Origin of the sequence: Agathobacter rectalis ATCC 33656, assembly GCF_000020605.1 — a bacterium.
Taxonomy (GTDB): domain Bacteria; phylum Bacillota; class Clostridia; order Lachnospirales; family Lachnospiraceae; genus Roseburia; species Roseburia rectalis.
Window position 1 is genome coordinate 3010110 of the sequence record NC_012781.1, and the last position, 22733, is coordinate 3032842.

Annotated in this window: 21 protein-coding genes and 1 riboswitch; all 21 genes read right to left on the reverse strand. The window is 44.0% G+C overall.

The features are described 5' to 3' along the window. Positions 1 to 15: 15 nt before the first annotated feature. Positions 16 to 1044, reverse strand: a complete 1029-nt coding sequence (gene selD, locus EUBREC_RS14170) for a selenide, water dikinase SelD (protein ID WP_012743913.1) — start codon at positions 1042 to 1044, stop codon at positions 16 to 18. A gap of 29 nt (positions 1045 to 1073) precedes the next feature. Continuing rightward, positions 1074 to 2237 carry an aminotransferase class V-fold PLP-dependent enzyme gene (locus EUBREC_RS14175; protein WP_012743914.1) on the reverse strand — a complete coding sequence of 388 codons (1164 nt, stop codon included), beginning with the start codon at positions 2235 to 2237 and terminating at the stop codon, positions 1074 to 1076. 20 nt (positions 2238 to 2257) lie between these two features. After that, positions 2258 to 3328, reverse strand: coding sequence for a sulfate/molybdate ABC transporter ATP-binding protein (locus EUBREC_RS14180; protein ID WP_012743915.1), 1071 nt, complete (start codon positions 3326 to 3328; stop codon positions 2258 to 2260). Continuing rightward, complete coding sequence (gene modB / locus EUBREC_RS14185) at positions 3291 to 4016, reverse strand: molybdate ABC transporter permease subunit (RefSeq protein ID WP_012743916.1); 726 nt, start codon at positions 4014 to 4016, stop codon at positions 3291 to 3293. The genes EUBREC_RS14180 and modB overlap by 38 nt, the downstream gene beginning before the upstream one ends. Continuing rightward, entirely contained in the window at positions 4016 to 4930 is a 915-nt protein-coding gene (gene modA / locus EUBREC_RS14190; protein WP_012743917.1) for a molybdate ABC transporter substrate-binding protein, read from the reverse strand. Before modA ends, modB begins: the two co-directional genes overlap by 1 nt. 96 nt (positions 4931 to 5026) lie before the next feature. Beyond that, positions 5027 to 6442 carry an XdhC family protein gene (locus EUBREC_RS14195; protein ID WP_012743918.1) on the reverse strand — a complete coding sequence of 472 codons (1416 nt, stop codon included), beginning with the start codon at positions 6440 to 6442 and terminating at the stop codon, positions 5027 to 5029. Positions 6443 to 6451: 9 nt separating this feature from the next. Beyond that, positions 6452 to 7525 carry a GTP 3',8-cyclase MoaA gene (gene moaA / locus EUBREC_RS14200; RefSeq protein ID WP_012743919.1) on the reverse strand — a complete coding sequence of 358 codons (1074 nt, stop codon included), beginning with the start codon at positions 7523 to 7525 and terminating at the stop codon, positions 6452 to 6454. 1 nt (position 7526) lies between these two features. Next, positions 7527 to 8636 carry a molybdopterin-binding protein gene (locus EUBREC_RS14205; protein WP_012743920.1) on the reverse strand — a complete coding sequence of 370 codons (1110 nt, stop codon included), beginning with the start codon at positions 8634 to 8636 and terminating at the stop codon, positions 7527 to 7529. 69 nt (positions 8637 to 8705) lie between these two features. After that, positions 8706 to 9194, reverse strand: a complete 489-nt coding sequence (locus tag EUBREC_RS14210) for a MogA/MoaB family molybdenum cofactor biosynthesis protein (protein WP_012743921.1) — start codon at positions 9192 to 9194, stop codon at positions 8706 to 8708. An 85-nt stretch (positions 9195 to 9279) separates the two neighbouring features. After that, complete coding sequence (gene moaC / locus EUBREC_RS14215; protein WP_306719350.1) at positions 9280 to 9720, reverse strand: cyclic pyranopterin monophosphate synthase MoaC; 441 nt, start codon at positions 9718 to 9720, stop codon at positions 9280 to 9282. Between the two features lie 155 nt (positions 9721 to 9875). Beyond that, positions 9876 to 10826 (reverse strand): selenium-dependent molybdenum cofactor biosynthesis protein YqeB, encoded by a 951-nt coding sequence (gene yqeB / locus EUBREC_RS14220; RefSeq protein WP_080515348.1) that lies wholly within the window; start codon positions 10824 to 10826, stop codon positions 9876 to 9878. A 46-nt stretch (positions 10827 to 10872) separates the two neighbouring features. After that, positions 10873 to 11490: a selenium cofactor biosynthesis protein YqeC gene (yqeC, locus tag EUBREC_RS14225; protein WP_012743924.1), complete on the reverse strand. Its 618-nt coding sequence runs from the start codon at positions 11488 to 11490 to the stop codon at positions 10873 to 10875. Positions 11491 to 11566: 76 nt separating this feature from the next. After that, a complete protein-coding gene (locus EUBREC_RS14230; RefSeq protein ID WP_012743925.1) occupies positions 11567 to 13039 on the reverse strand; it encodes a uracil-xanthine permease family protein in 1473 nt (490 codons plus the stop codon). Positions 13040 to 13258: 219 nt separating this feature from the next. Further along, a complete protein-coding gene (locus EUBREC_RS14235) occupies positions 13259 to 13813 on the reverse strand; it encodes a histidine phosphatase family protein (protein WP_012743926.1) in 555 nt (184 codons plus the stop codon). A gap of 2 nt (positions 13814 to 13815) precedes the next feature. Beyond that, the gene (locus tag EUBREC_RS14240; protein ID WP_012743927.1) at positions 13816 to 15243 is read right to left on the reverse strand and encodes an alanine/glycine:cation symporter family protein; all 1428 of its coding nucleotides are present in this window, start codon (positions 15241 to 15243) and stop codon (positions 13816 to 13818) included. 205 nt (positions 15244 to 15448) lie between these two features. Next, positions 15449 to 15595, reverse strand: a riboswitch (glycine riboswitch). A gap of 187 nt (positions 15596 to 15782) precedes the next feature. Next, a complete protein-coding gene (gene pyk, locus EUBREC_RS14245; RefSeq protein ID WP_012743930.1) occupies positions 15783 to 17195 on the reverse strand; it encodes a pyruvate kinase in 1413 nt (470 codons plus the stop codon). 121 nt (positions 17196 to 17316) lie between these two features. After that, complete coding sequence (locus EUBREC_RS14250) at positions 17317 to 18897, reverse strand: ASKHA domain-containing protein (protein WP_041254270.1); 1581 nt, start codon at positions 18895 to 18897, stop codon at positions 17317 to 17319. Positions 18898 to 19020: 123 nt separating this feature from the next. Beyond that, positions 19021 to 20178: an FprA family A-type flavoprotein gene (locus EUBREC_RS14255; protein ID WP_012743932.1), complete on the reverse strand. Its 1158-nt coding sequence runs from the start codon at positions 20176 to 20178 to the stop codon at positions 19021 to 19023. A gap of 162 nt (positions 20179 to 20340) precedes the next feature. Continuing rightward, positions 20341 to 20775, reverse strand: coding sequence for a hypothetical protein (locus EUBREC_RS14260; protein ID WP_306719352.1), 435 nt, complete (start codon positions 20773 to 20775; stop codon positions 20341 to 20343). A 61-nt stretch (positions 20776 to 20836) separates the two neighbouring features. Further along, positions 20837 to 21352, reverse strand: a complete 516-nt coding sequence (locus EUBREC_RS14265) for a hypothetical protein (protein ID WP_012743934.1) — start codon at positions 21350 to 21352, stop codon at positions 20837 to 20839. A gap of 3 nt (positions 21353 to 21355) precedes the next feature. Further along, positions 21356 to 22420 (reverse strand): hypothetical protein, encoded by a 1065-nt coding sequence (locus tag EUBREC_RS14270; protein WP_306718527.1) that lies wholly within the window; start codon positions 22418 to 22420, stop codon positions 21356 to 21358. Positions 22421 to 22733 lie beyond the last annotated feature (313 nt).

Consider the following 22733-nt stretch of genomic DNA (forward strand, 5'->3'; position numbering starts at 1 on the left):
TATGGCAGCTTAAAATCAGTTCACATATATCGGCACATCGCGACGCTTAACAAATCGTCCCACCTTTGCAGCCGGGAGCCCTGCGGCTTTAAGCTCATGCAAAAATGCATCTGCCTCAGAGGCTTTTACTGCAAACAGCAATCCTCCGGAGGTCTGCGGATCGAAAAGTACCTCCTCCATTGAAAAAGGTATATTTTTTGCAAAGCACACCTTATCACCTACATGGTTTCTGTTGCGCTGGGCCGCTGCCGTGAGGAAAAACTCATCTGCGCATCGCAGTGCTCCGGTAATGACCGGGATGGAAATCGAGTCGATAAGTGCTGTTATATCATCATTTAACATCTCACTCAGATGCCCTAAAAAGCTAAATCCCGTGACATCCGTGCATGCATGTATATCGAAAGCATGACTGATTTCGGATGCTGCCTTATTCAGTGTGGTCATAGAGCTTACCGCATCCTCAATTGCACCTAACGGAGCTTCCCCGACGCGGTTTGCGTTGCATACAAGCCCCACTCCGAGTTTCTTTGTAAGTATAAGCACATCTGACGGCTGCCCTGTATTGTTGCTGTAAATATGCTCCGGGTGGACCGTACCCATGACTGAAAGTCCGTATTTTACATCACTGTCTGCTATAGAATGGCCGCCCGCAAGTGTGCCGCCGGCCTCTATCACCTTATCGGCACCGCCCTGCATTATTTTGCCAAGTATATTCAGATCCATTTTCTCAGGGAAACAGACGATGTTCAATGCGGTCTTTACTGTGCCGCCCATCGCATAGATATCACTGAGCGCATTTGCAGCCGCTATCTGTCCAAACGTATACGGATCATCAACCATCGGCGGAAAAAAATCAAGCGTCTGGACTACCGCCGTGTCATCTGAAATTTTGTACACTGCCGCATCATCACAGCTATCATATCCGATGAGCAGATTGCTGTCTTTTTCACCCCTTGGCAGCTTTGCTAAAACATGACTTAACAAATCCGGACCAAGCTTTGCGGTACAGCCACCGCCCTTGCAAAACACTATTTCCTGTGGCATTTTTGCTCCTTTCAATTGTTTAATACTATTTATCGCAATGCCGCAATCTGCATAAGCGCTTCAGCGGCCTCATTTATCTCATCAACTGTATTATAATATGAAAATGAGAATCTCACCATACCCTGTTTTTGTGTTCCAAAGAATTTATGCATCAGTGGTGCGCAGTGTATACCGCTCCTTGTTGCTATGCCATACTCATTCATAAGTATGTCTGACACCTCCGCCGAGTCCATATCAGCTATATTTACAGAAACAATCGCACAGTGCAGACCATTGTCGGACAGCACATCGAAATCTCCATATATCCTGATTCCCGGGATTGTCTTTATTTTTCCCATAAATGCCTGCATCAGCTCATGCTCTTTAGCGTATATATTGTCGAGGCCGATTTTCTCAAGCTCCATGACACCAGTTAAAAGCCCTGCGATTCCCGGACCGTTTAAGGTACCGGCCTCAAGTCTTGTCGGAAGCTCCATAGGCTGGTTCTCAAGAAAGCTTAGCACGCCGGTGCCACCGCTCTTAAACGGCTTTATATCTGCTCTCTCTCCCACATAAAGGCCTCCGGTGCCCTGCGGTCCCATCAAACCCTTATGGCCTGTGAAGCAGAGCACATCAATATTCATTTCCCTTATATTTATAGGAAGTACACCGGCTGTCTGCGATGCATCGACTATAAATAAAAGGTTATACTTTCGTGCGATTTGACCTATCGACTTAATATCCACCACGTTGCCTGTGAGATTTGAAGCATGTGTGCATACGATGGCTTTTGTATCCGGACGGATTAAAGCCTCTATGTCCGATGGGGAAATTATCCCCCTTTTTATGCCTGCATCACTGCATGGTACAATATCCACACCCACGCCCCGCTCCCTTTGCATATAAAGAGGTCTGAGCACGGAATTATGCTCGAGCTGTGTTGTAATCACATGCTCCCCCGGCTCAAACAGTCCGTGGATTGCAATGTTTAGTGCCTCAGTGGCATTTGCCGTAAAAACGAGTCTGGCCGCATCATCTCCGCCGAAAAATTCTGCAAGGCACATTCTGGCCTCATATATTTTCCTCGACGCATCAAGCGATGCATCCGATGCCCCGCGCCCGGAATTGCCGCAGTGCTTCATTGCATCAAGCACTGCATCATATACCGCATCCGGCTTTTTAATTGTTGTGGCAGCATTGTCCAGGTAAATCATAGTATGTCCTCATTTACTTCTCATCCAAGCAGATAAAAATTCTTTATATAAAGCTCATCATTTATATTTTTGTTAAGCATATTTGCTTCTGTATGCCTCGGAAGGCTTGCGTAAATTATTGAATCGTTATTTAATTTACACAATACTTCCCAGCTTTTCAGTTCTTCAATCATTTTATAATCTTTAATCCTGATTATATTTTTATCAGCATATGCAAGTGCCGTTTTTGTTTTGCCTGCAGATATTATAATATCCTGTGGGAAAACACCTATGTGCGATATGCCGTCCATACTCATTGCAGTCTGTTCAAGCTGCTCATCAGTGACCTCAAATACGCTATCCCATTCCACCGCAAGCAAATGATGCTTATCCTGCCATTTTACCTCTGATATATTGTTGCAGCCCACAAGCAGTGCCTGCTCCACAGACATAGGCCGCATGAAGAAATCTTTTTTGTCGCGGACTGTACTCAGTACACCGCTCTCCATGCTTCCGATACGCTCGGCCAGGCGATACACCTCATCGCGATTGTGTGACACAAAAACAACAGGATTGTGAAAATCTGTCAGCATCTCCATAAGCTCTGATTCCATGCTTCTTTTTACATGCTCATCCAGTGCCGAAAAAGGCTCATCGAGCAGTATGCACTCCGGCTTAGCCGCAAGCATGCGAAGCATTGCCACGCGCTGCCTCTGACCACCTGAGAGATGGTTGGGATATGTGTATGCCATGCCCTCAAGCCCATACCTCTTCAGCCAGCCCTTCACTTTTTCCTCGTTACGCTGACCCATTGCTATGCATATATTTTCCATCACAGTCATTGTCGGAAATAATGCATAGTCCTGAAACAGATAGCCTACCCTGCGCTTACCCGGTTGCAGATTTATACGCTTTTTCGAATCATACAGCACACGGCCGTTTAATGATATAAAGCCTGAGTCCGGTGTCTCTATCCCTGCTATGCACTTTAATGTCATACTCTTTCCTGAGCCCGACATACCGATTACGGACACAACCTCGTCCGTAAGCTCCATGTCAACCGAGAGCATGAAATTATCCAACTGTTTTTTTATTTTTACTATGAGCGACATTATTTTTTCTCTTTCTCTTTATGCCCTTGCTTTTGCCGCATATCATATTTATCGATACAAGGCATGCAAACGAAATCGCTATGATTACTATGCACCAGAAGCCCGCTGTGGCATAGTCTCCACTTTGGACGACCATTGCTATCTGCTGTGATATGGTCGATGTTTTTCCTGCTATATTTCCGGCAAGCATCGATGTGGCACCGTACTCACCGATAGCTCTGGCAAAAGCCAGTGTGACACCCGATATGATACCGGGCTTTGCCATCGGCAGACGTATCTTCCAGAAAATCTTCCACTCACTTATGCCGAGAGTGCGCGCCGCATATATGACATTTTCATCTATCTGCTCAAATGCCGCTCTCGCATTTCTGTACATGAGAGGGAGTGCAATGATGGTTGCTGCCACCACACAGCCAAGCCACGTGTGTACTACCTGTATCCCCATGCTATGGCTTAAAAAGCTTCCAAAAGGACGCCTTGTGCTGAAAATCCTTAAAAGAATGTATCCAGCCACGGTAGGCGGCAGCACCATCGGAAGTGTCAGCAGTCCATCCCAGAACGCCCTCACTCTGCCCTTTGTGTTTATGACAAGCTCAGCAAAAGCTATTCCTATAAAAAAAGAAAAAACTGACGCTACTATTCCTGTTTTTAATGTCACCCAAAGCGGTGAAAAATCAATCTGTCCCATTATGCATTTACCGAAAAATGATATTTCTCAAATACTGACATTGCCTCATCTGTCTGAAGGTATGCGATAAATTCCTTTGCTGCTTCAAGCTCATCTGATGTAGTGCTGTCTCCCTTTAAGGCTGCTATCGGATAGATGACATCGCCTGTTAAGCTGTTTGGAAGCTTTTCTATAATATCAAGCTGGTTCTCGTATCCGAATGTATCTGAATAATAAACTGTTCCTATCTCATTTGCGCCCTCAGCTACGGCAGATGCAACCGCACCTACATTGGCACAGCTGTTTATTTCCAGACCGTCAAGTGCCTTAGAGATATCAGAATCTGAAATAGCCTGTGGATTTGAAGCATCACCTTCAACCATTTTTGAATTTACCAGTGCTGCCCTGGTGTACTGTCCTACAGGAACTGTTCCGTCAGCAAGCGCCATATTTTTAGCCTTTGAGATGTCTGCAAACCCGGTAACTGCCGTGCCACTATTCTTATATGTAACAAGGCACACCTGATTATTTAATAGGTCAACACGAGTACCGTCCACCACGCTTCCTCCGTCGTAGCCATTCTGAAGCTCATCCATCTGTGCCACTCCTGCTGAGAAAAAGATGTTGCACTTCGCACCCTCTTTAATCTGTGCCATCAGAGTTCCGGAGCTGTCATAGTTGTTCCGGAAGTTTACATTTGGATGCGCCCTGGTGTAGGCTGCACAAATTTCATCCATAACACCGTTTAAGCTCTTTGCCGCAAAAATTGATAAATCGACATCTGCATCTGCTGTATCCTTTTTTCCACAGCCCGCAAAAAGTCCTGCTATAAGGATAAGTCCAAACGCAAGTCCTGCATATGCTGCAAATTTTCTCTTTAAGCCCTTGCGCTCCTTTCTTGATCCGTCAGTACCTGTCGCTATTCTTAAGCTCATACTTTTAACCTTTCTTTTCCTTTATTTAAATTAAATATGCATGTGATTAATATTCATATTCGGCTTGTCTTGATTTAATAATATATGATAATTTCATCATCCAAGCTGCTCCAGCAGCACCGAAATACTGCCTCCGCACACCATGCCCTCTTTCTCGGCATCGTCAGTGTTCATGCTCACATCCATCAAACCGCATTTGAACTCCTGCTTGCGAAACAGTCTCCTGCATTGGCTTATAACCTCTGCCTCCGCACAACCGCCGCCTATAGTTCCGATGATCCGATTGTCTGAGCTCACGAGCATCTGTGTTCCGACTCCGCGCGGTGCACTGCCATTCTTTTTTATGATGGTACACAGTATATACTTCTCATCTGATGCCTCAATAAGTGCATCAAGCACTTCGTTATCCACCTGTGTGCAGCCGGTACGCTCATTTTTGCACTTTACTATCTCACTTATCACCGAAAGCGCAATTTCCTCCGGTGTCTGTCCGCCTATTGCAAGGCCTATCGGAGAATGTAATCCGGATATGTTTTCCCGTGAAAATCCCGATTCTTCAAGGTCTTTTTTTACTATGGCAGCTCTTTTCTTTGAGCCCATCATCCCCACATAGGCGTATGGCTTTCTGAATATCTCTGTAAGACACTCCATATCAAAGCGATGACCTCTTGTCATGCATACATAGTAATCATCCGCCTGTGGCTCCAGCCTGGCGAGAGTTTTTTTATAATCGCCGCAAATTACATGGTCTGCTCCTTGGCGCTTTGCATTATCGGCAAACAGAGGTCTGTCCTCTATCACCCATATGTCAAAGGCCAAAAGTGATGCCATGCGTACAAGTGCCGCCGATACATGACCTCCTCCGCAGATTATGAGGCGTGGTCTGCTGCCTATCTGCTGTTTAAACATCACAATGGAATTATCATTGTCATTTATTTCATCTGCCCATGCACTGCCTGATGCCACTCTTATTCTGCCATCTATATAAAGCGCCTTTTCACCGGCATGTGCTCCTTCTGTGACTGTCAAAAGCTCACAGCGACTGTCCGCCGGTCTGTCCTTTATCGAAGCATATATGTTTGCCGGAATCAGCTTCACCTCGTCACCGGTATGAATCTGGCCGCCTCTTATGACTACTGCAAACACGCCCTCCTTTGGCATAATGCACTCGCCCATCCTCTTGTAGATAGCACAATGCGAATGACACTGCTTGCCTATCTGCGTCATCTCCAGAATAGCATCTCCTATGCAAAAGCGTGTTCCAAGCGGTAAATTCTTGAAATCAAATCCTGATATAATTAAATTTTCGCCAAATGCGCCGTTGTCTATCTGCGCTCCTCTTGCCCTGAAGGCATCTATTTTCTCTGCGGAAAGCAGGCTGACCTGCCTGTGCCACTTTCCGGCATGTGCATCTCCCATGATGCCATAGTCTGCAACAAGCTCCGCCTGTGGCACCTCTCTCTTTTCAGTTCCTCTCTCTTTGCTTATATTGATTGCAAGAAGCTTTCCCATGATTTGCTATCAGCCTCCTATCCGGCTCATATTTCTTGCTGCATTTACTTCCGCAGCTTTCAGCTCTGTAGCCTTTGTCTCTACAGTCTTTGTCTCTGTAGTTTTTGTATATGTCACTGCATTATCATTAAAATTGTGACACCCCGGCTTTGCCTTTATGGCAGCCTTTAGTGCCTGAACTATTACAAAATCTTTTTCCAAATCATCTGTAAATTCGCATGAATCAGGTACTAAATCCATCGTCACGCTGCTTCCCAGGCATGGCATAAGCCTGCCGTCAGCCGTAACACGTATGCGGTTACAGGTATCGCAGAACTTCCCATGGATTGCCTGAATCAGCCCTACTCTGATATTAAGTCCATGAAAACTGTAATACTCTGCCGGACCGTTATCTGAATTATTATATCCCGAATTAATTTCTTCTCTATTTTCAGTATCTATATGGCAAAAAGTTCCATATACTTCTAAAAGTGCGCCAATAACCTTCTCATACGGCTCGACTCCGTTGGTATGCCCTTCACCTACCGGCATCATCTCTATAAAACGGATATCTGTGCCTTTTTTGGAAGCATACCGTGTGAGAGCCACCACATCTGTCTGCGGTGTGAGCACCACATTGATTTTCACTCTTATTCCACACTCTATGGCAGCATCGATTCCATGCTCTACTTTATGAAGCAGCGGTTTTTTTGTGATATGTTCATATTCTGACGCATCTATCGTGTCCAGGCTCACATTTATACTGTCTATGCCGGCTTCCTTAAGCTGCTTTGCATGCTGCGCAAGCAATACTGCGTTTGTGGTGAGTGATACACTCCTGACACCGGGTATCTTTTTGATTTGTGAAACCATCTCATCAATCTGCGGATGCAGAAGCGGCTCACCGCCTGTCAGACGAAAATGCGTGATTCCAATCCTTGTGGCTGCGCGGACTATACAAAGCACCTTTTTTACGCTAAGTATATTTATTGCCTGACAATTTTTATTATTGTCCTGTGGGTTGCAATAATAACAGTTCAGATTACAGCTATCTATCACCGATATGCGCATGTAGTCAATCTCTCTGCCAAATCTATCGCGCATATTAAAAGCCCTTCCCGAAACCGCAGTTAGGAAACGTACAGACATCACAATTCAGGCAGAGTCCGCCTTCTCCAAGTCCGGCAAGCTCATCTGCCAAAATCATATCACACGCCATAAGCCTCGGCAATACAATATCAAATATCGTACGCTTGTTGTACATGGCGCAGCCGGGCAGTCCACATATCGGCACCAGCCTGTCACCTGCATCATAGTACGACAGCAAAAACATGGCTCCCGGCAGCACCGGTGAACCGTACGACACGATCCTCGCGCCTGTATTTTTTATGGCAAGCGGTGTTTTATCATCAGGATCCACACTCATTCCGCCTGTGCAGAATACAATCTCCGCTCCTGCCTCTATTGCACGTAAGCAGCCGTCTGTTATTTTTTGGTCATCATCATCAAACACCTCATGAAACATCATCTGTGCACCAAACTCTGCTATTTTTTTCTCGATGACAGGGGTAAACGCATCCTGTATCCTGCCGTGGAACACTTCATTTCCGGTTGTGATTATTGCTGCTTTTCTGACCACAAACGGCTTTATATCAAGAATCGGTCCGTCATCGCATATGTGCGAAGCCGCCTCCAGCTTATCCTTTTTTATGACAAGCGGTATGATTCTTGTTCCGGCAAGCTTATCCCCCTTTTTCACAGTGGTATTGCCGTGCCTTGTTGCTATCATCATTTCACCAAAGGAGTTGACCTTTTTCAGCTTTTCGCTGTCCACCTTAAGCAGTCCGTCACAGTCAGCAATCACCTCTATCTTGCCTTCCTTTACAGGGGATGGATGCATTTTACTTGCGGTGCCACCAAAAGCGCCGGATTCTGCGGCTTCACAATGACGTTCGCCGTCGGTCTCATTGCTATTTGTGCCACATGCGCTCATACGATAAAGCACCTCTGCTGCCTCATTTTCGTGCATCATGGTCTCATCATTTTCCCATATATATATGGTGTCTTTTCCAACGCTAAGCAGCACCGGTATATCCTCTTTTGTTATAATATGTCCCTTGCGAAAAACCGCATCCTTTTTCACACCGGGGATAATCTGTGTGATATCGTGGCAGAGCACCTGTCCGACTGCCTCCGTTGTCTTCATAAGCTTCATATAATCCCACACTCCAAATATTATTTTTGTAAATAGTTACTGTCCTAAACCATACCCCGTGCATTTCCGTCACCGGCCGCACTCACTGTCATACTGCAATAAAATATCAAGTCCATGCTCTATATTTCCCATCAGAAAATCCATGCTCTCCGACACTGCCTTCACACTGCCGGGCAGATTGACTATAAGTGTGTTTTTCCTGATAACTGAAGCTCCTCTGCCAAGCATGGCTTTAGGTGTAAGACTCATGCTGTACGCTCTCAGTGCCTCAGCGATACCCGGTGCATTACGCTCTGCAACATCCATTGTAGCTTCCGGTGTGATATCTCTCGGTGAAAAACCGGTACCTCCGGTTGTAAGCACCAGATTGCATTTCACATCATCACACAGCCTGACAAGCTCGTCTGCAATCTGCTCCCTCTCATCCGGTATGATTTTATATGAAACCACATCATACTTATCTTTGGGAAGCAGTTCCTTTATTTTCGGACCGCTTTTATCCTCTCTTTGGCCCGTTGCGCCTTTATCGCTTATCGTTATAATCCCTACAGTATACATTACATCACCCTGTTATCCTTGATTAATTGTGTATTTTTAACTTCTCAGCATTTTAAATGAGCTGTAATCGTTGCCGGTCAAATTGTTAATTGTGAACAGCAACGTAATGCCCGCTCTTGCCACCGGATTTTTCCAGCAGATGTATCTGCCCGATTTCCATGCCACGGTCCAGTGCCTTACACATATCATATATGGTAAGAAGCGCCACACTGACCCCTGTCATGGCCTCCATCTCTACACCGGTTTTGCCAACACAGGCTGTCGTGCAGATTGCCGTGATACTGCTGTTTTTTTCATCCAGCTCAAACTCAACATCACACTTTGTCATGGCAATAGCATGACAGAGCGGAATGAGCATGGAATTGTTCTTTGCGCCCATGATTCCCGCAATCCTCGCTACTGCCAGCACATCTCCCTTTTTAGCTGTGCCCGTAGATACCGCCTTGTATACGGCGTCATTTACCTTTATCGTGCCACAGGCTTTCGCCACGCGGTATGTGTCATCCTTTGCATGCACATCCACCATGTGAGCTTCCCCTGCCTCATTAAAATGTGTGAGCTTTCCTTTATTTTGTTCCTGATTATTGATATCTAATTCGTTTTCCTGCGTCAATCTATTTATCCTCACTGTAACTATTCAGAACCACTGAAAACACCTTAATAGTTACCCTCATTTATTATTTAATAAATCTTTACGCCGTGCTCAAATGCCGATGCCGCCTCAAGCACACTGCCTGCTATACTCCTTGCCTTGTCAGAGATTGTAAAGCAATTTGTTATCTCACTCTCGCGCGGGTCGATATCCGCTATCTTGAAGCCTTTCCTGAAATAATAACCCTCACGGATAAGGCCTCGTATGATGCCTGTAATTGTAGCATTCACAGGGACATATTCAGACAATGCATTGTCATAGCTTTCTTTATCCGGATATATCCGCGCTATCTCATCGCCCTTTTGCACGATGTCTCCGATTTTTCTGACGTCATGAATATATCCTGCCGCCGGAGCGTGAATCACACGCTCACTTGTGAAGCCGGCGATATTTCCCGGAACACCTGTGTTGGGCTGTGCCATGCCATCGGTAATGATGCGCGCCAGATTGTGCCCACGCATGGACTCAATCACCAGATGCACGTCTTGCCCTGCCGTAAAGCCCGGGCCTACTCCTATCACAAGCGGGGCCATATTGATTGTGGTACCCAGATTTTTCTTTGCTATTATGGCATCTACCACAGCATCCGGCTTCAAAAGTTCAATTGACTCACCCTTTGGATCTATAAGAAGCGGGACCTCTCCGGCTTCAAGCACAGCTTCGATGGCTGAACTATCCCACTTTTCTGATGCAATATGAGCTGCCGGTGTGTCACTTATCCCTGAATATGTCTCTGCATCAGCCAAGGCAGGAACAAGTCTGGCTGTCACACCCTCTACAGCTGCGCTCCCATCATACACTGCTTCACAAAAGGACACCTGGCGCCGTATGGCAGCCGGATAGTCTGTCTCAAGCGCTATCACCCTATGCCCTGCCCGGTGCAGTCTGTGGATGATGCCGGTCGCAAGGTCTCCTGCACCGCGGCATATGATTAACAAATTTTTCTTTATTATCTGATTATTGCTCTGATTCATGCTCATCTGATTAATTACCCTGTTACCTTATTATTTCCATATTTGCAACTATTCAGAACCACCAACGCTCATTCGCAAAAACGCACGATATTCGTCCTTCAAACCCGCTATCGCGCAGCTTTCTGACATAGACCTGCCGCAGCGTATCTATAACCGAATCATCAACCACTGCATCCTCTGCCGTTCCAAGCTCCTTTTGCATAAGCTCATATCGAAATACAACGTCCTTACATGACCTGCCCTTTTCCCATGTGCCAAGCACTATGATAACATCTGTGGTACCCGGATATATGACCGGCTCATCCGCTGCCGGATATTTGAGGGAATGGTGCTTTGCCCCATCTGCTTCGATTATAACATAATCTAACGCCTGTGGCATGTCTTTAATCAGTTTATCGAGCAAATCATACGGCAGTCCGCACATTTTTGGCTTTGACTGCTCTGATATTTTCTGTTCAGATATTTTCTGCCCCGCCATACAATATCCATCTTTTATTATTTTATCCCTTAACGCAAAAAAATCGCAGGATAGGTCAGTGTCAGCTTCGACATACATGTGCGTTGTCGTTGTGACAAGCACACCTTTTCCACTCCTGTGATATTCCCTTGCAAGCTTATGAACGAGTGTGGTCTTGCCACCTGCGCCCACTATTGAAATCACTTTTTCCATATATTTCCATACTTTCCCACAAACAATAAAGCCGCCGGTGTACTTAATGCACCGGACGGCTTCAAAATCCTAAGCGTTAGTCATCCACACGCTTCACATCGTCTTTCTCGTCCATATCCCACATATATGGCGCGTTCTTTGACTTCTTCGGCAAAATAATATTGAGAAGAATAGCGCAAAGTGAGCAAGGCACGATACCTGAACCGCCAAATATAAGCTGTACATAGTATGGCAGATGTGATGTAGCACCGGTTGTAGCGCCAAGTCCGTAGCCTAAACCGATTGCTACTGAGATAATTGTAATCTCACGGCTGCCGATTGGCTCCTTTGTGATGAGCTCAATTCCCGAAATCAGGATAGAGGCAAACATCATAACAGCAGCTCCGCCGAGCACTGACTGAGGCATGATTGACATGAGAGCTCCAATCTTTGGGCAGAAGCCGCAAATAACGAGGAATATAGCTCCCATTGAAATAGCAAATCTATTGACAACCTTTGTCATTGAAACAAGACCTACATTCTGTGAGAATGAGGTATTTGGCAGTACTCCGAAAAGCGCTGCAAATGATGAACCAAGACCATCACAGATAACACCGCCTGAAAGCTCTGAATCTGTAGCCTCTCTGTCCATTCCACCCTCCACACAGGCTGAAATATCGCCAACTGTCTCGATTGCAGTAACGATAAACATGATACCGATTGGGATGATTGCATTGGCATGGAAGGAAATTCCCACATCTGACAACTTTCCAAAACCTATAAAGCTTGGAACTGCTATCCATGCCGCATTTTTAACCTCATCAAAGTTTACAACCCATGAGTATGTGTATTTAACACCGTCAGCGGTCACACCTGTGTGTGACATGGTAAGTGTCATAATGATTGCTACAACATATCCTGCCAGGATACCAAAAAGGATGGCAGATGATGAAAAAATACTGCGCGATGGTGCAAAATGCTTAAGAAGCACGATTACTATAAGTACAACCATTCCAATAAAAAGGTTTGGCAGTGAGCCGTAATCATTTTTGCCTGTTCCACCACAGAAGTAGTTGATTCCCACTCCAAGGAGTGAAAGTCCGATTGCTATAACAACTGAGCCTGTAACGATTGCCGGGAAAAACTTGCGCAAAGGCTTTAAGAAGGCTCCGAGTATGCCCTCGAAGATACCTCCTACAAGGCAGGCTCCCATAATAGCTCCATATGCTATAACTCCGCCGCCACACGCTGCAACTGTATTATTTAATACTCCAAGAAAGCCCGAAGAGGTTCCCATAACGATAGGTACCTTTCCTCCGACAGGTCCGATGGAAAACATCTGTACTAATGTTACAATACCTGCGATAATCATTGCATTCTGTAAGAGAGCTGTTCTAAGCTCCGCAAAGCCAGCGTCCGCTGTGAGCCCGCATGCTCCCATAACAATGATAAGAGGTGTAAGGTTTCCGATGAACATAGCCATAACATGCTGCAGTCCAAGCGGAATAGCCTGAGACAGAGGTATTCTGCCCTCAAACTGGTAAGGTGAAGAGTTCGTTGTCTTTTTCATTGGTTCCTCCAAATAATTATACTCTTAATTTAATAAAAAATTTACAAAATTATTTTACGAGCATAAGGCTATGTGGTCAATTTAGTATTACTTATAATATAATATCCATTTACTTATAAATAAATGCTATTGAAATTAGTTTCTGACAGCAATAGGGCACCCCATAACCGGTATGCCCTATCTATTACAAACGATATAACTATTCAGAATAATCTAAATTTATTCAACCCTAAGCAGCTCGCAGTTTCCCTGCATATCCTTCCAGAAATCCTTTATAGGTGTGCCGCGAAACTGATTGACTATGCTACAGTTCATTGCACCGTGTCCCACGACAAGCACATTTTTGCCTGCCTCAAGCTGCGGTCTCAGCACCTGCTCTATAAACTCGCCTGTTCTGTGATATAGCTCCTCAAAGCTCTCTGCGCCGTCCTTTGCCACATATTTTTCCGGCTCCTCAAAGAGCAGGTATACAGGGCATTCGGGCTTTTGTCTGATGTTCTTCACTCCCTCATAATCACCGAAGCACATCTCGTGAAGCCTGTTGTCAGTGATAATCTCTACTGCAGGGTTTCTGTCTGCAAGAAAAATCCTTGCCGTCTCCTGTGCTCTCTTAAGCGGGGAGCAGTAGCATATGTCAAAATCTATATCCTTATATTTTTCTGCGGCATCGTAAGCCATCTGCCTGCCGGTTTCGTTGAGTGGGATATCCACCTCACCCTGCAGTCTGTGCTCCTCATTCCAATCTGTTCTTCCATGTCGCAAAATATAAAACATAATTAATCCTCGATTTCTCCATTTCTATGTCTCTCGAAGAAATGCCTTGTCTCCTTAACAACAACACCACTAAGAGCAAACAGCGCTATCATATTTGGCAGAGCCATGAGACCGTTGAAGATATCAGCGATAGTCCACACCGCACTTACAGTCATATAAGGTCCGATGAAAACTGCAAGTATATATATCCAGCGATAAACCTTTACATATTTCATCCTTCCGCCACTCAAATACTCTAAGCACCGCTCACTATAATAATCCCAACCGAGTATAGTTGTAAAGGCAAAAAATACAAGACACAGCATAAGTACAAATGCTGATAACTCTTTCGGTAAAGGAAGACCATTCTGGAATGCGTATGTAGTAACCTGCACGCCCTCGAGTCCGTCAACCTGCCATGCGCCTGTGAGCACGATGGAAAGTCCTGTAAGTGTACATATAACTATTGTATCAATGAAGGTTCCTGTCATGCTGACAAGACCCTGACGTACAGGCTCCTTTGTCTGGGCTGCTGCCGCTGCAATCGGGGCACTACCAAGTCCTGCCTCGTTTGAAAAGATTCCTCTGGCAACACCCTTTTGCATTGCAACAAGAAAGCTTCCCACGGCACCGCCTGTTATGGCCTTCGGTGAAAACGCTGCCTTTACTATTGTAGCAAACGCTGCCGGAACCGCTGTGATATTGCATACCACAAGCACGAGCACAAATACAATATATATAACAGCCATAAAAGGAACTATTATCTGGCTGACACTTGCAATACGCTTTACTCCGCCGATAAGCACTGCTGCCACGCAGAATGCCAGTACAAGCGAAGCAATGACAACCGACCATGAATACTCACCAAGGAACGGTAAAACCTTTACTGTATGCTGGTTTTTAGGGTCAAAAAAGTTGTTTACAGCACTTGATATTCCGTTTACCTGGCTGAATGTTCCTATTCCGAAAAGACCAACGCATACGCCGAAAAATGCAAATATCTTTGCAAGCCATTTCCATTTTGCACCCATTCCCTGCTCTATGTAGTAGAATGGTCCGCCGAGACTATGTCCGTCCTTGCCGATGACACGATATTTTACAGCCAAAAGTCCCTCTGAATACTTTGTTGCCATGCCAAAGAAGGCTGCAAGCACCATCCAAAAAAGCGCTCCCGGTCCTCCTGCACCGACTGCAGTTGCTACACCGACTATGTTGCCGGTTCCGATTGTTGCGCTAAGCGCGGTACAGAGTGCGCCAAAGCTCGTAATCTCGCCATCGCCGCCCTCTTCATTTTTGACCATCCACTTTAGTGCCAGAGGAAGCTTTCTCATCTGAAGAAGTCCCAGACGAACTGTGAGCATTATACCTCCTGCCATGATGAGCACCATGAGCGGCACTCCCCAGACGAAATTGTCCACTGCACTAAGAAAATTGTTGATTGTGTTCCACATTGAAATACTCCTGCCTCTCTTTTTTATCTAAACACAAGATCTTTGTGTTTTGAGCAAATACTATTGATATAAATAATTTCATCTGGAAACAATTGAAAAAGCAGGCTTAGCAGCACTTACGTGAATTGAAATAAAAAACCCCATATACACTGCATATACAGTCTGATACATGGGATTAAGAAGATTATCTTAAGAATATCTGTCCAATATCTTCTCCGTCCTGTTGCCTGAGAGATTCGTACGAGAAGCAGCCTGTGCCATGATATATTCATAGTCACTGCACTCCTACTGCTTCCTATTCGTACGTTGCACCTTCGGCCCCCGCCAAGCGGGTGTCTCCAGAGAGTCGATCCATTTACAGTTGCACCGCCTGCTGCGGCACCTGAGAGTTTTACTCCTTCGGTAGGCTTTGATAATGTAAAATCGCTGCCGTTTTCCTGCAAACTTCATCTCGAAATTGTTTATTTTAAATTTATTGTTTTTATTAATCGTTAAGAATTATATGACATATATACGATTTAATCAATAGTATAAATGTACTAAACTGTCTCAACCTTAATTACATTGGTGTTGCCTGTCTTACCATTGATAAGACCTCCTGTGAGCACTATATGATCACCCTTTTTGAGCTTCATGACACTCTTTGCCTCGTTCATCGCATTGTAGAACATAACCTCCATTGAGTTGTATTCCTCGCACAGAACCGGCTTTACACCCCAGCTCAGGTTCAGCTTGCGCCATGCCTTTTCAGAGGTTGTCATGCCTATTATATCAACAGGACAGCGGAAACGGCTGACCATGCGCACTGTACGGCCTGTCAGCGAGCTGACTACGATACATTTCGCATCCACATCTATTGCCATGGCACATGTAGCATGTGAAATGGCATCGACTATGCTTTTTGTCTGGAACTCAGCATTGGCAAATCTCTTGCCGTAGTTTATCTGCTTTTCTGTATACTCTGCTGTCTCTGCCATATTTTTTACAGCCTCTACAGGATATTTACCTGCTGCAGACTCTCCCGAAAGCATAATAGCTGATGAGCCGTCGTATACAGCATTGGCTACATCCGAAAGCTCAGCTCTTGTAGGACGTGGATTGTGAATCATGGACTCAAGCATCTCTGTTGCTGTGATTACGCGTGTACCAAGCATACGGCACTTGTTGATAAGATACTTCTGTATTGCCGGTACCTCAACTCCCGGAATCTCAACACCGAGATCTCCTCTTGCTATCATGATTCCATTTGCTATCTCACAGATTTCCTCCACATGATCTACACCTGAACGGTTCTCAATCTTTGCGATGATATCAATGTCCTCTCCACCGTTTTCATCCAAAAAGCTTCTCAGATCAGCTACATCCTGCTTTGTAGAAACGAATGATGCGGCAACATAATCCACCTCGTTTTTTATACCAAAAAGCAGATCATCCTTGTCCTGCTTGCTTAAATATGCATGCTTCATGACCTTATTCGGGAAGTTCATGCTCTTTCTGTCTGAAAGTGTACCGCCTGCGATAACATCACAGATTGCATCGTTTCCTTTAAGCTCTCGGACCTGCAGAATGATGATTCCGTTCGCAACAAGCACACGGTCACCAACCTTTAAATCCCTGATCAAATTCTCATAGTTTACTGATACTCTCTCCTGATTTCCTACAATATCGTCAGTGGTAAGTGTGAAGGTATCTCCATCCTTGAGCTCTATTTTGCCATTCTCAAAGGTCTTGATACGATACTCAGGTCCCTTTGTGTCAAGCATGATTGCGATTGGCATATGAAGCTTCTGTCTTACCTTCTTGATTAAATCTATTTTGCCCTGATGCTCCTCATGTGAGCCATGAGAAAAATTCAATCTGGCAACATCCATACCTGCCTTTATCATCCTGGTGAGGACATCCTCATGTTCACTGGCCGGTCCAATAGTACAGATAATTTTTGTTTTACGCATTAATATTCCTCCTGATGCTGATCACCCTATCAGCTTTTCTTTTAAAAATATAATCTCACCCGAAGTCATTATATGACAATTTTGTTCAACAATAAAGTAAAAATATATATTTTTCAATTATTTAAAAATTCATATGCTCCACATACATTTCATTGAAATGCGGATACGATGCCAGCTCGATGTAACGCATGTTCCCGCTTATCTCCAGTGCTCTTTCCCAGGCTTCCTGCGATAAAGCTGCCGAAACAGCTCCGTTTCCTGCCGCATTTCCCACTTCTTTTGCCTTGTCCAAAAGCTCCTGTGGAAACAATCCTATTGCAGCCGCACTTGCTTTGTCAATGTAGTTTCCAAAGCCTCCTGCAAATGTGAGAACATCAATATTACAAGGCGTACAGCCATATTCCTTAAACAATACTTCTATTCCGGCGGCTATCGCGCCCTTCGCAAGCTGCAGCTTCCTGATATCCTCCTGCGTAATGTAGACTCCAGGTGCAATATGAACGGCGAGAGAGGACTCTGTGCTCTGTGCAGTCTCCTCCGCTTCCACCTCAAACACATACGACCTAAACAGTATAGGAAGCTCCTGTCCGCTTAAAATCGTGCCGTTTTCATCTATGATTCCGGCTTTCAGAAGAACGGCAAGCGCATCGATAAGCCCCGAACCACACAGTCCAACAGGTCTGTCATTTCCGATAACCGAATACTTAATTCTGCGCCCTTCCAGCCATACCTTATCCACGGCTCCCTTAGCCGCCGGCATGCCCAGCTCAATCTGCGCACCCTCAAAAGCCGGTCCTGCCGCGGTGGCACAGCACACATATCTGTCGCCTTTTCCAAGCGCCATCTCACCGTTTGTTCCGATATCCAGATATAGCGTCAGCTCGTTGCAGTTCACTGTCTCCATCATACCCGCTGTAATATCTCCGCCTACAAAGCCTGATACAGCCGGAAATATAATCATGGTTTGACAATTCTCAAGTCCTATATCCAAAGGATTAAATTCCCTGCCAAAATATTCATCCGGCATAAACGGTGCCTTGCCAAGCTTTTCCGGTGAAATTCCCATAAGCAGATGACACATAACTGTGTTTCCGGCAACTGAAAACCGGCTTACTTTAGTTCTGCCACATTCCGTGAGCATTTCTGATATCCAGCCGTTAAGCAGGGACACTATCTGTGTCTGCATCATCTGCAGGCCGCCATTCGCTTTATCGTTATCATCCGCCCTCGCTGCCGCATCAATTCTGGAAAGTACATCTGCTCCAAAGCTGCGCTGTGGATTGGCACCGCTTCTGGTTGAGATAATCTGCCCGGTCTCTTTATCAATCAGATAACAGACTACTGTTGTGGTTCCGATATCACAGGCCGCCAGAGTGTCTTCAACATTCCTATTCACATGCTCATTAAATTTTTCCGATACATTTTCTCCATTTGTCAGAACAACCATGCTGTCTTCTTTGGTTCCGGTGCTTTCTTTTCTTCCAACAATAATTTCCATACCGTCACAAATCTTCGTCTGACAGGCCAGCACGTCCTTATAGTATGGTTTTGCCACCGTCACCTTGCACTTGCCGCAGGTTCCTTTTCCACCGCACGGTGTTTCTATCCCTGCAATGCCGTGACTGCGGCAGTATTCAAGAATAGTGGTTTTGTCGGTTGTTTTGCTATCTGTGTTAAGATTTATGGTAATTCGCTGCTGCATATAGTTTACCTCATTTGACATTGTACTATTATGGCTTTTTTCTTTGTTTGTATGATAGCATATTTATATATACTTTAATACAAAAACCCGGACAAACGTCCGGGTCTTCGTTAATCCATAATTCTATCTGGTAAGTGCTGCAACAAGCTCATCCATCTGCTTTTCAGATGCCTTATTGAGAGTAGATTTAATTGTAACAACCGGCTCAACACACTCAATATTCTTGAAGCCCTCAACAATAGCCTTCATCTGGCGTGCTGCTGTAGGAGCCCATGAACCGTTTTCCACGAAGGCAATCTTACGATTCTGATAAGCCTTTGCCTTGAGATGATGTAAGAAATCCTCCATTGGTGGGAAAATGCCTCCATCATATGTGCATGCGCAGAGCACAAGCCTGTCGTATCTGAACGCATCCTCAACAGCCTCTGCCATATCATCCCTGCAAAGGTCTGTAAATGCAACCTTTACACCTGTAGCCTTGAGCTTTTCTGCTAAAAGCTCCGCTGCCTTCTTTGTATTACCGTGAATAGAAGCACATGCCACAAGGATTCCCTCATCCTCAGGCTGATAGCTGCTCCATGTATTATATTTATCTATGTAGAAGCCAAGGTTCTCTGTGAGAATCGGTCCGTGAAGAGGACAAATCTTTTCAATGTCAAGCCCTGCTGCCTTTTTGAGAACTGCCTGCACCTGAGCACCATACTTTCCAACAATATTGAAGTAATAGCGTCTTGCCTCACATGTCCAGTCCTCATCAGTATCAAGCGCACCAAACTTACCAAAGCCGTCTGCTGAGAAAAGCACCTTGTCTGTTGACTCGTACTCCATCATAACCTCCGGCCAGTGAACCATAGGAGCCATGACGAATGTAAGCTCATGCTTTCCAAGAGAAAGCTTGTCTCCCTCTGCCACTACAACCTTTCTGTCCGTTAAGTCTATATCGAAAAACTGTCCCATCATGTTAAATGTCTTTGCATTACCTACAATCTGCATATCAGGATATGCCTCTGCAACCTTCTGGATATTGGAAGCATGATCCGGCTCCAAATGGGAAACAACGAGATAATCCGGCTTTCTATCACCGAGCGCCTCTCTCAAATTGGCAAACCACTTATCCGTAACTCTTGCATCTGCTGTATCCATGATTGCAATTTTGTCATCCATAATCACATATGAGTTGTATGAAACACCGTTTGGAACAACATACTGGCTCTCAAATAAATCAATGTCCTTGTCATCCACACCGATGTAAATAATGCTGTCTGTAATCTTCTTGTCCATGATAGGTACCTCCTGCTAATAATCTCCAGTTAAATTAGTAATTATTACTATTTTTGATTAGATTATATGACAAAAGTATCATTTGGTCAACCGAATAAATTGTATTTTTTTGTATTTTTTGATATTCTCGCCTAAAGGTTACACTGAAACGCTCATCCACTTTTAGTTGCAAAAGTATATTTTCAACAAATCTGTTGTTGCTTTGTCATTTATGACAGCCCGTCCTATTGTTATGCCATTGTTGATGATAATATATTCTCCGTTTTCATATCTGACATTTACAAAATCATCTTCCCTTTTTAAGTCTATACATATACTTGATATAATTCCGCAAATCTCCTCTTGTGAGCTTCCGCTTTTTATCTCATAAGCATAATCCGCATCTCCTATCTCATTCAGATCAGTTACCAAACAATACTCCGCTCCATTCATCAGCATTTCTTCATTCAAAGTGGGTAATTGAGCCGTCTTATACTCATTAAATAAAAAGATAACTACAAGCGCAATGAATGTCGGAAAAAAGATACCGCCAAACCGCTGTGCATAATTTTGTTCTTCCCACCGCTTGCTATGACGACCAAACAGCGGTATTTTCATCTGCACCAAACCTGCTCCTATACTTACAAGCAAAAAATAAAATATAACTTTTATCAAAGACTCATCCCCATTTAATCATTAATAAAAATATCGTTCCTAAAACGACGCCTACTAACCATATAAAGCGAAACACCTTGTTATATCTCGAACTATTAGAACACGGAACAAGCCAATATTCCTGTGGAAACCCCAAAAGGTATTCTTTTAATTCCTGCTTCAATTCCATGACTATACTCCACATTAATCCAGACAGCACAATGCACACCGTTCCATAATATGTAATTGGTGCATTTGTAACCACAGCAAAGAAATAATGTGCCATCTTAAGAAGGAAGATACACCACGCAATACAGCATGGAATTGTAAACGCCCTTTTCATTTTCCACTTCAAACCCAATATAACCTCTGGAACGAATACAGTCAATGCCCCCATCGGCAATCCTCCTGTTCGTCCATGTGTGAAATCGCTCTCCGACTCCAAAGACCAAATTCCTGTCAATACTATTACTGCTGGTATTAGTATGGTGCAGAACAAGTTATATGCAATAATCAACACATTTTCATTGTCGTCGTTCATAACTTAGCCCCCAATCAGTTCATCAAGCCTGATAGCCACTCTTCCTGACAATGAATAATGCAATGCTGTTAGCTTTGCCTTATCGTACAAATTTGCATACACGTTATAATAACATAGCGATATTGACATACCAAAGCCAAATAATGTTGTTCCTGCCAATACTCCTAAAAATCCCGTAACACATGCATCAATATACTGTTGGCTGACATCCTCCGGCTCCAAATCTACATACATTGCATTTAATAATTCATTTACAGAAGCCGTACTCTCATAGTGGTCCTTAAATGAAGTGACAATTAACTTTGCTCTTGATGCGGTTTTTTCCGGATCAAACGTAGATAAACCATATATCGCATTTGCGGTATTTATGGATATAACTTTTCCCTCATCCACCGCGGTTAGAATGTCTGACGAATTATTTACCGCAGACTTGAACTCATCCATAAAATTAACCAGATTTGTAGAGAACATAGAAAACTTACTTTGTGCTATAAAATTCTCATATGCTGTAATATCATCTGAAGTAATAACATAAGCATATATATTATCAAATCCTGGACTTTCTTTAGTATAATTAGGATTGTCTATATAATGGGACATATAAAGATAAAGTACATATTTGTTAAAATCTGCTGTGTTATATGTATTACCATATCTCTCTAATGCTACTTGTGTAACATATTGCATCCTTTCATTCTGTTCTTGTGGGGTTGCTGGCGGATTACCGTTCTGTGCATAAGATTGAATATACCCTTGCCCTGCTATTGCGTTTTCTAATGCCTTTGTTTCTACTGTTTCTACTGATAATCTAGCTATGTCCGTGTTCAACGACGCATAATATGAGTCATCTTTCCTTTGCATCTGCATTATATTGGCAATATCCTCCGAATCAAAACCAATATTCTCCCATGACTGTCCCGCTACTGTTATATCGTTCAGCACTGTCAACATATCATCCGGATTAATCCGAGCCGATGATGCTGCATATATCGGCTGAATAGAACTTCCAATGGTTGAAATAAACATCAAACATATTGCAATTACCACGCTAATGACTTTCTTAATCATATTGACCCCTCCTGTTTTTTTTCCTATCACTCTAATTACCATATACCAAACATGTATGCTCCAAAAAATAAGTATTATATAGTTACTGGAAAATATTCTTACTTGACAGAGAAACTTAAAGTGCTGGAATAGTTGGCATCTTTCTCCAAAGCTCATTTCAATATAAACCCTATTTTTTCCGCGACCGAGTTAAATTCGCCCATACTGCAATCTTTTTACACTGATTACTAAAGTGAATCCAAAAAGCATATCAAAATATGCCTTTTAAGATACTATCGGGCAATATAAACATGTTCAAGTCATTTCTTCAACG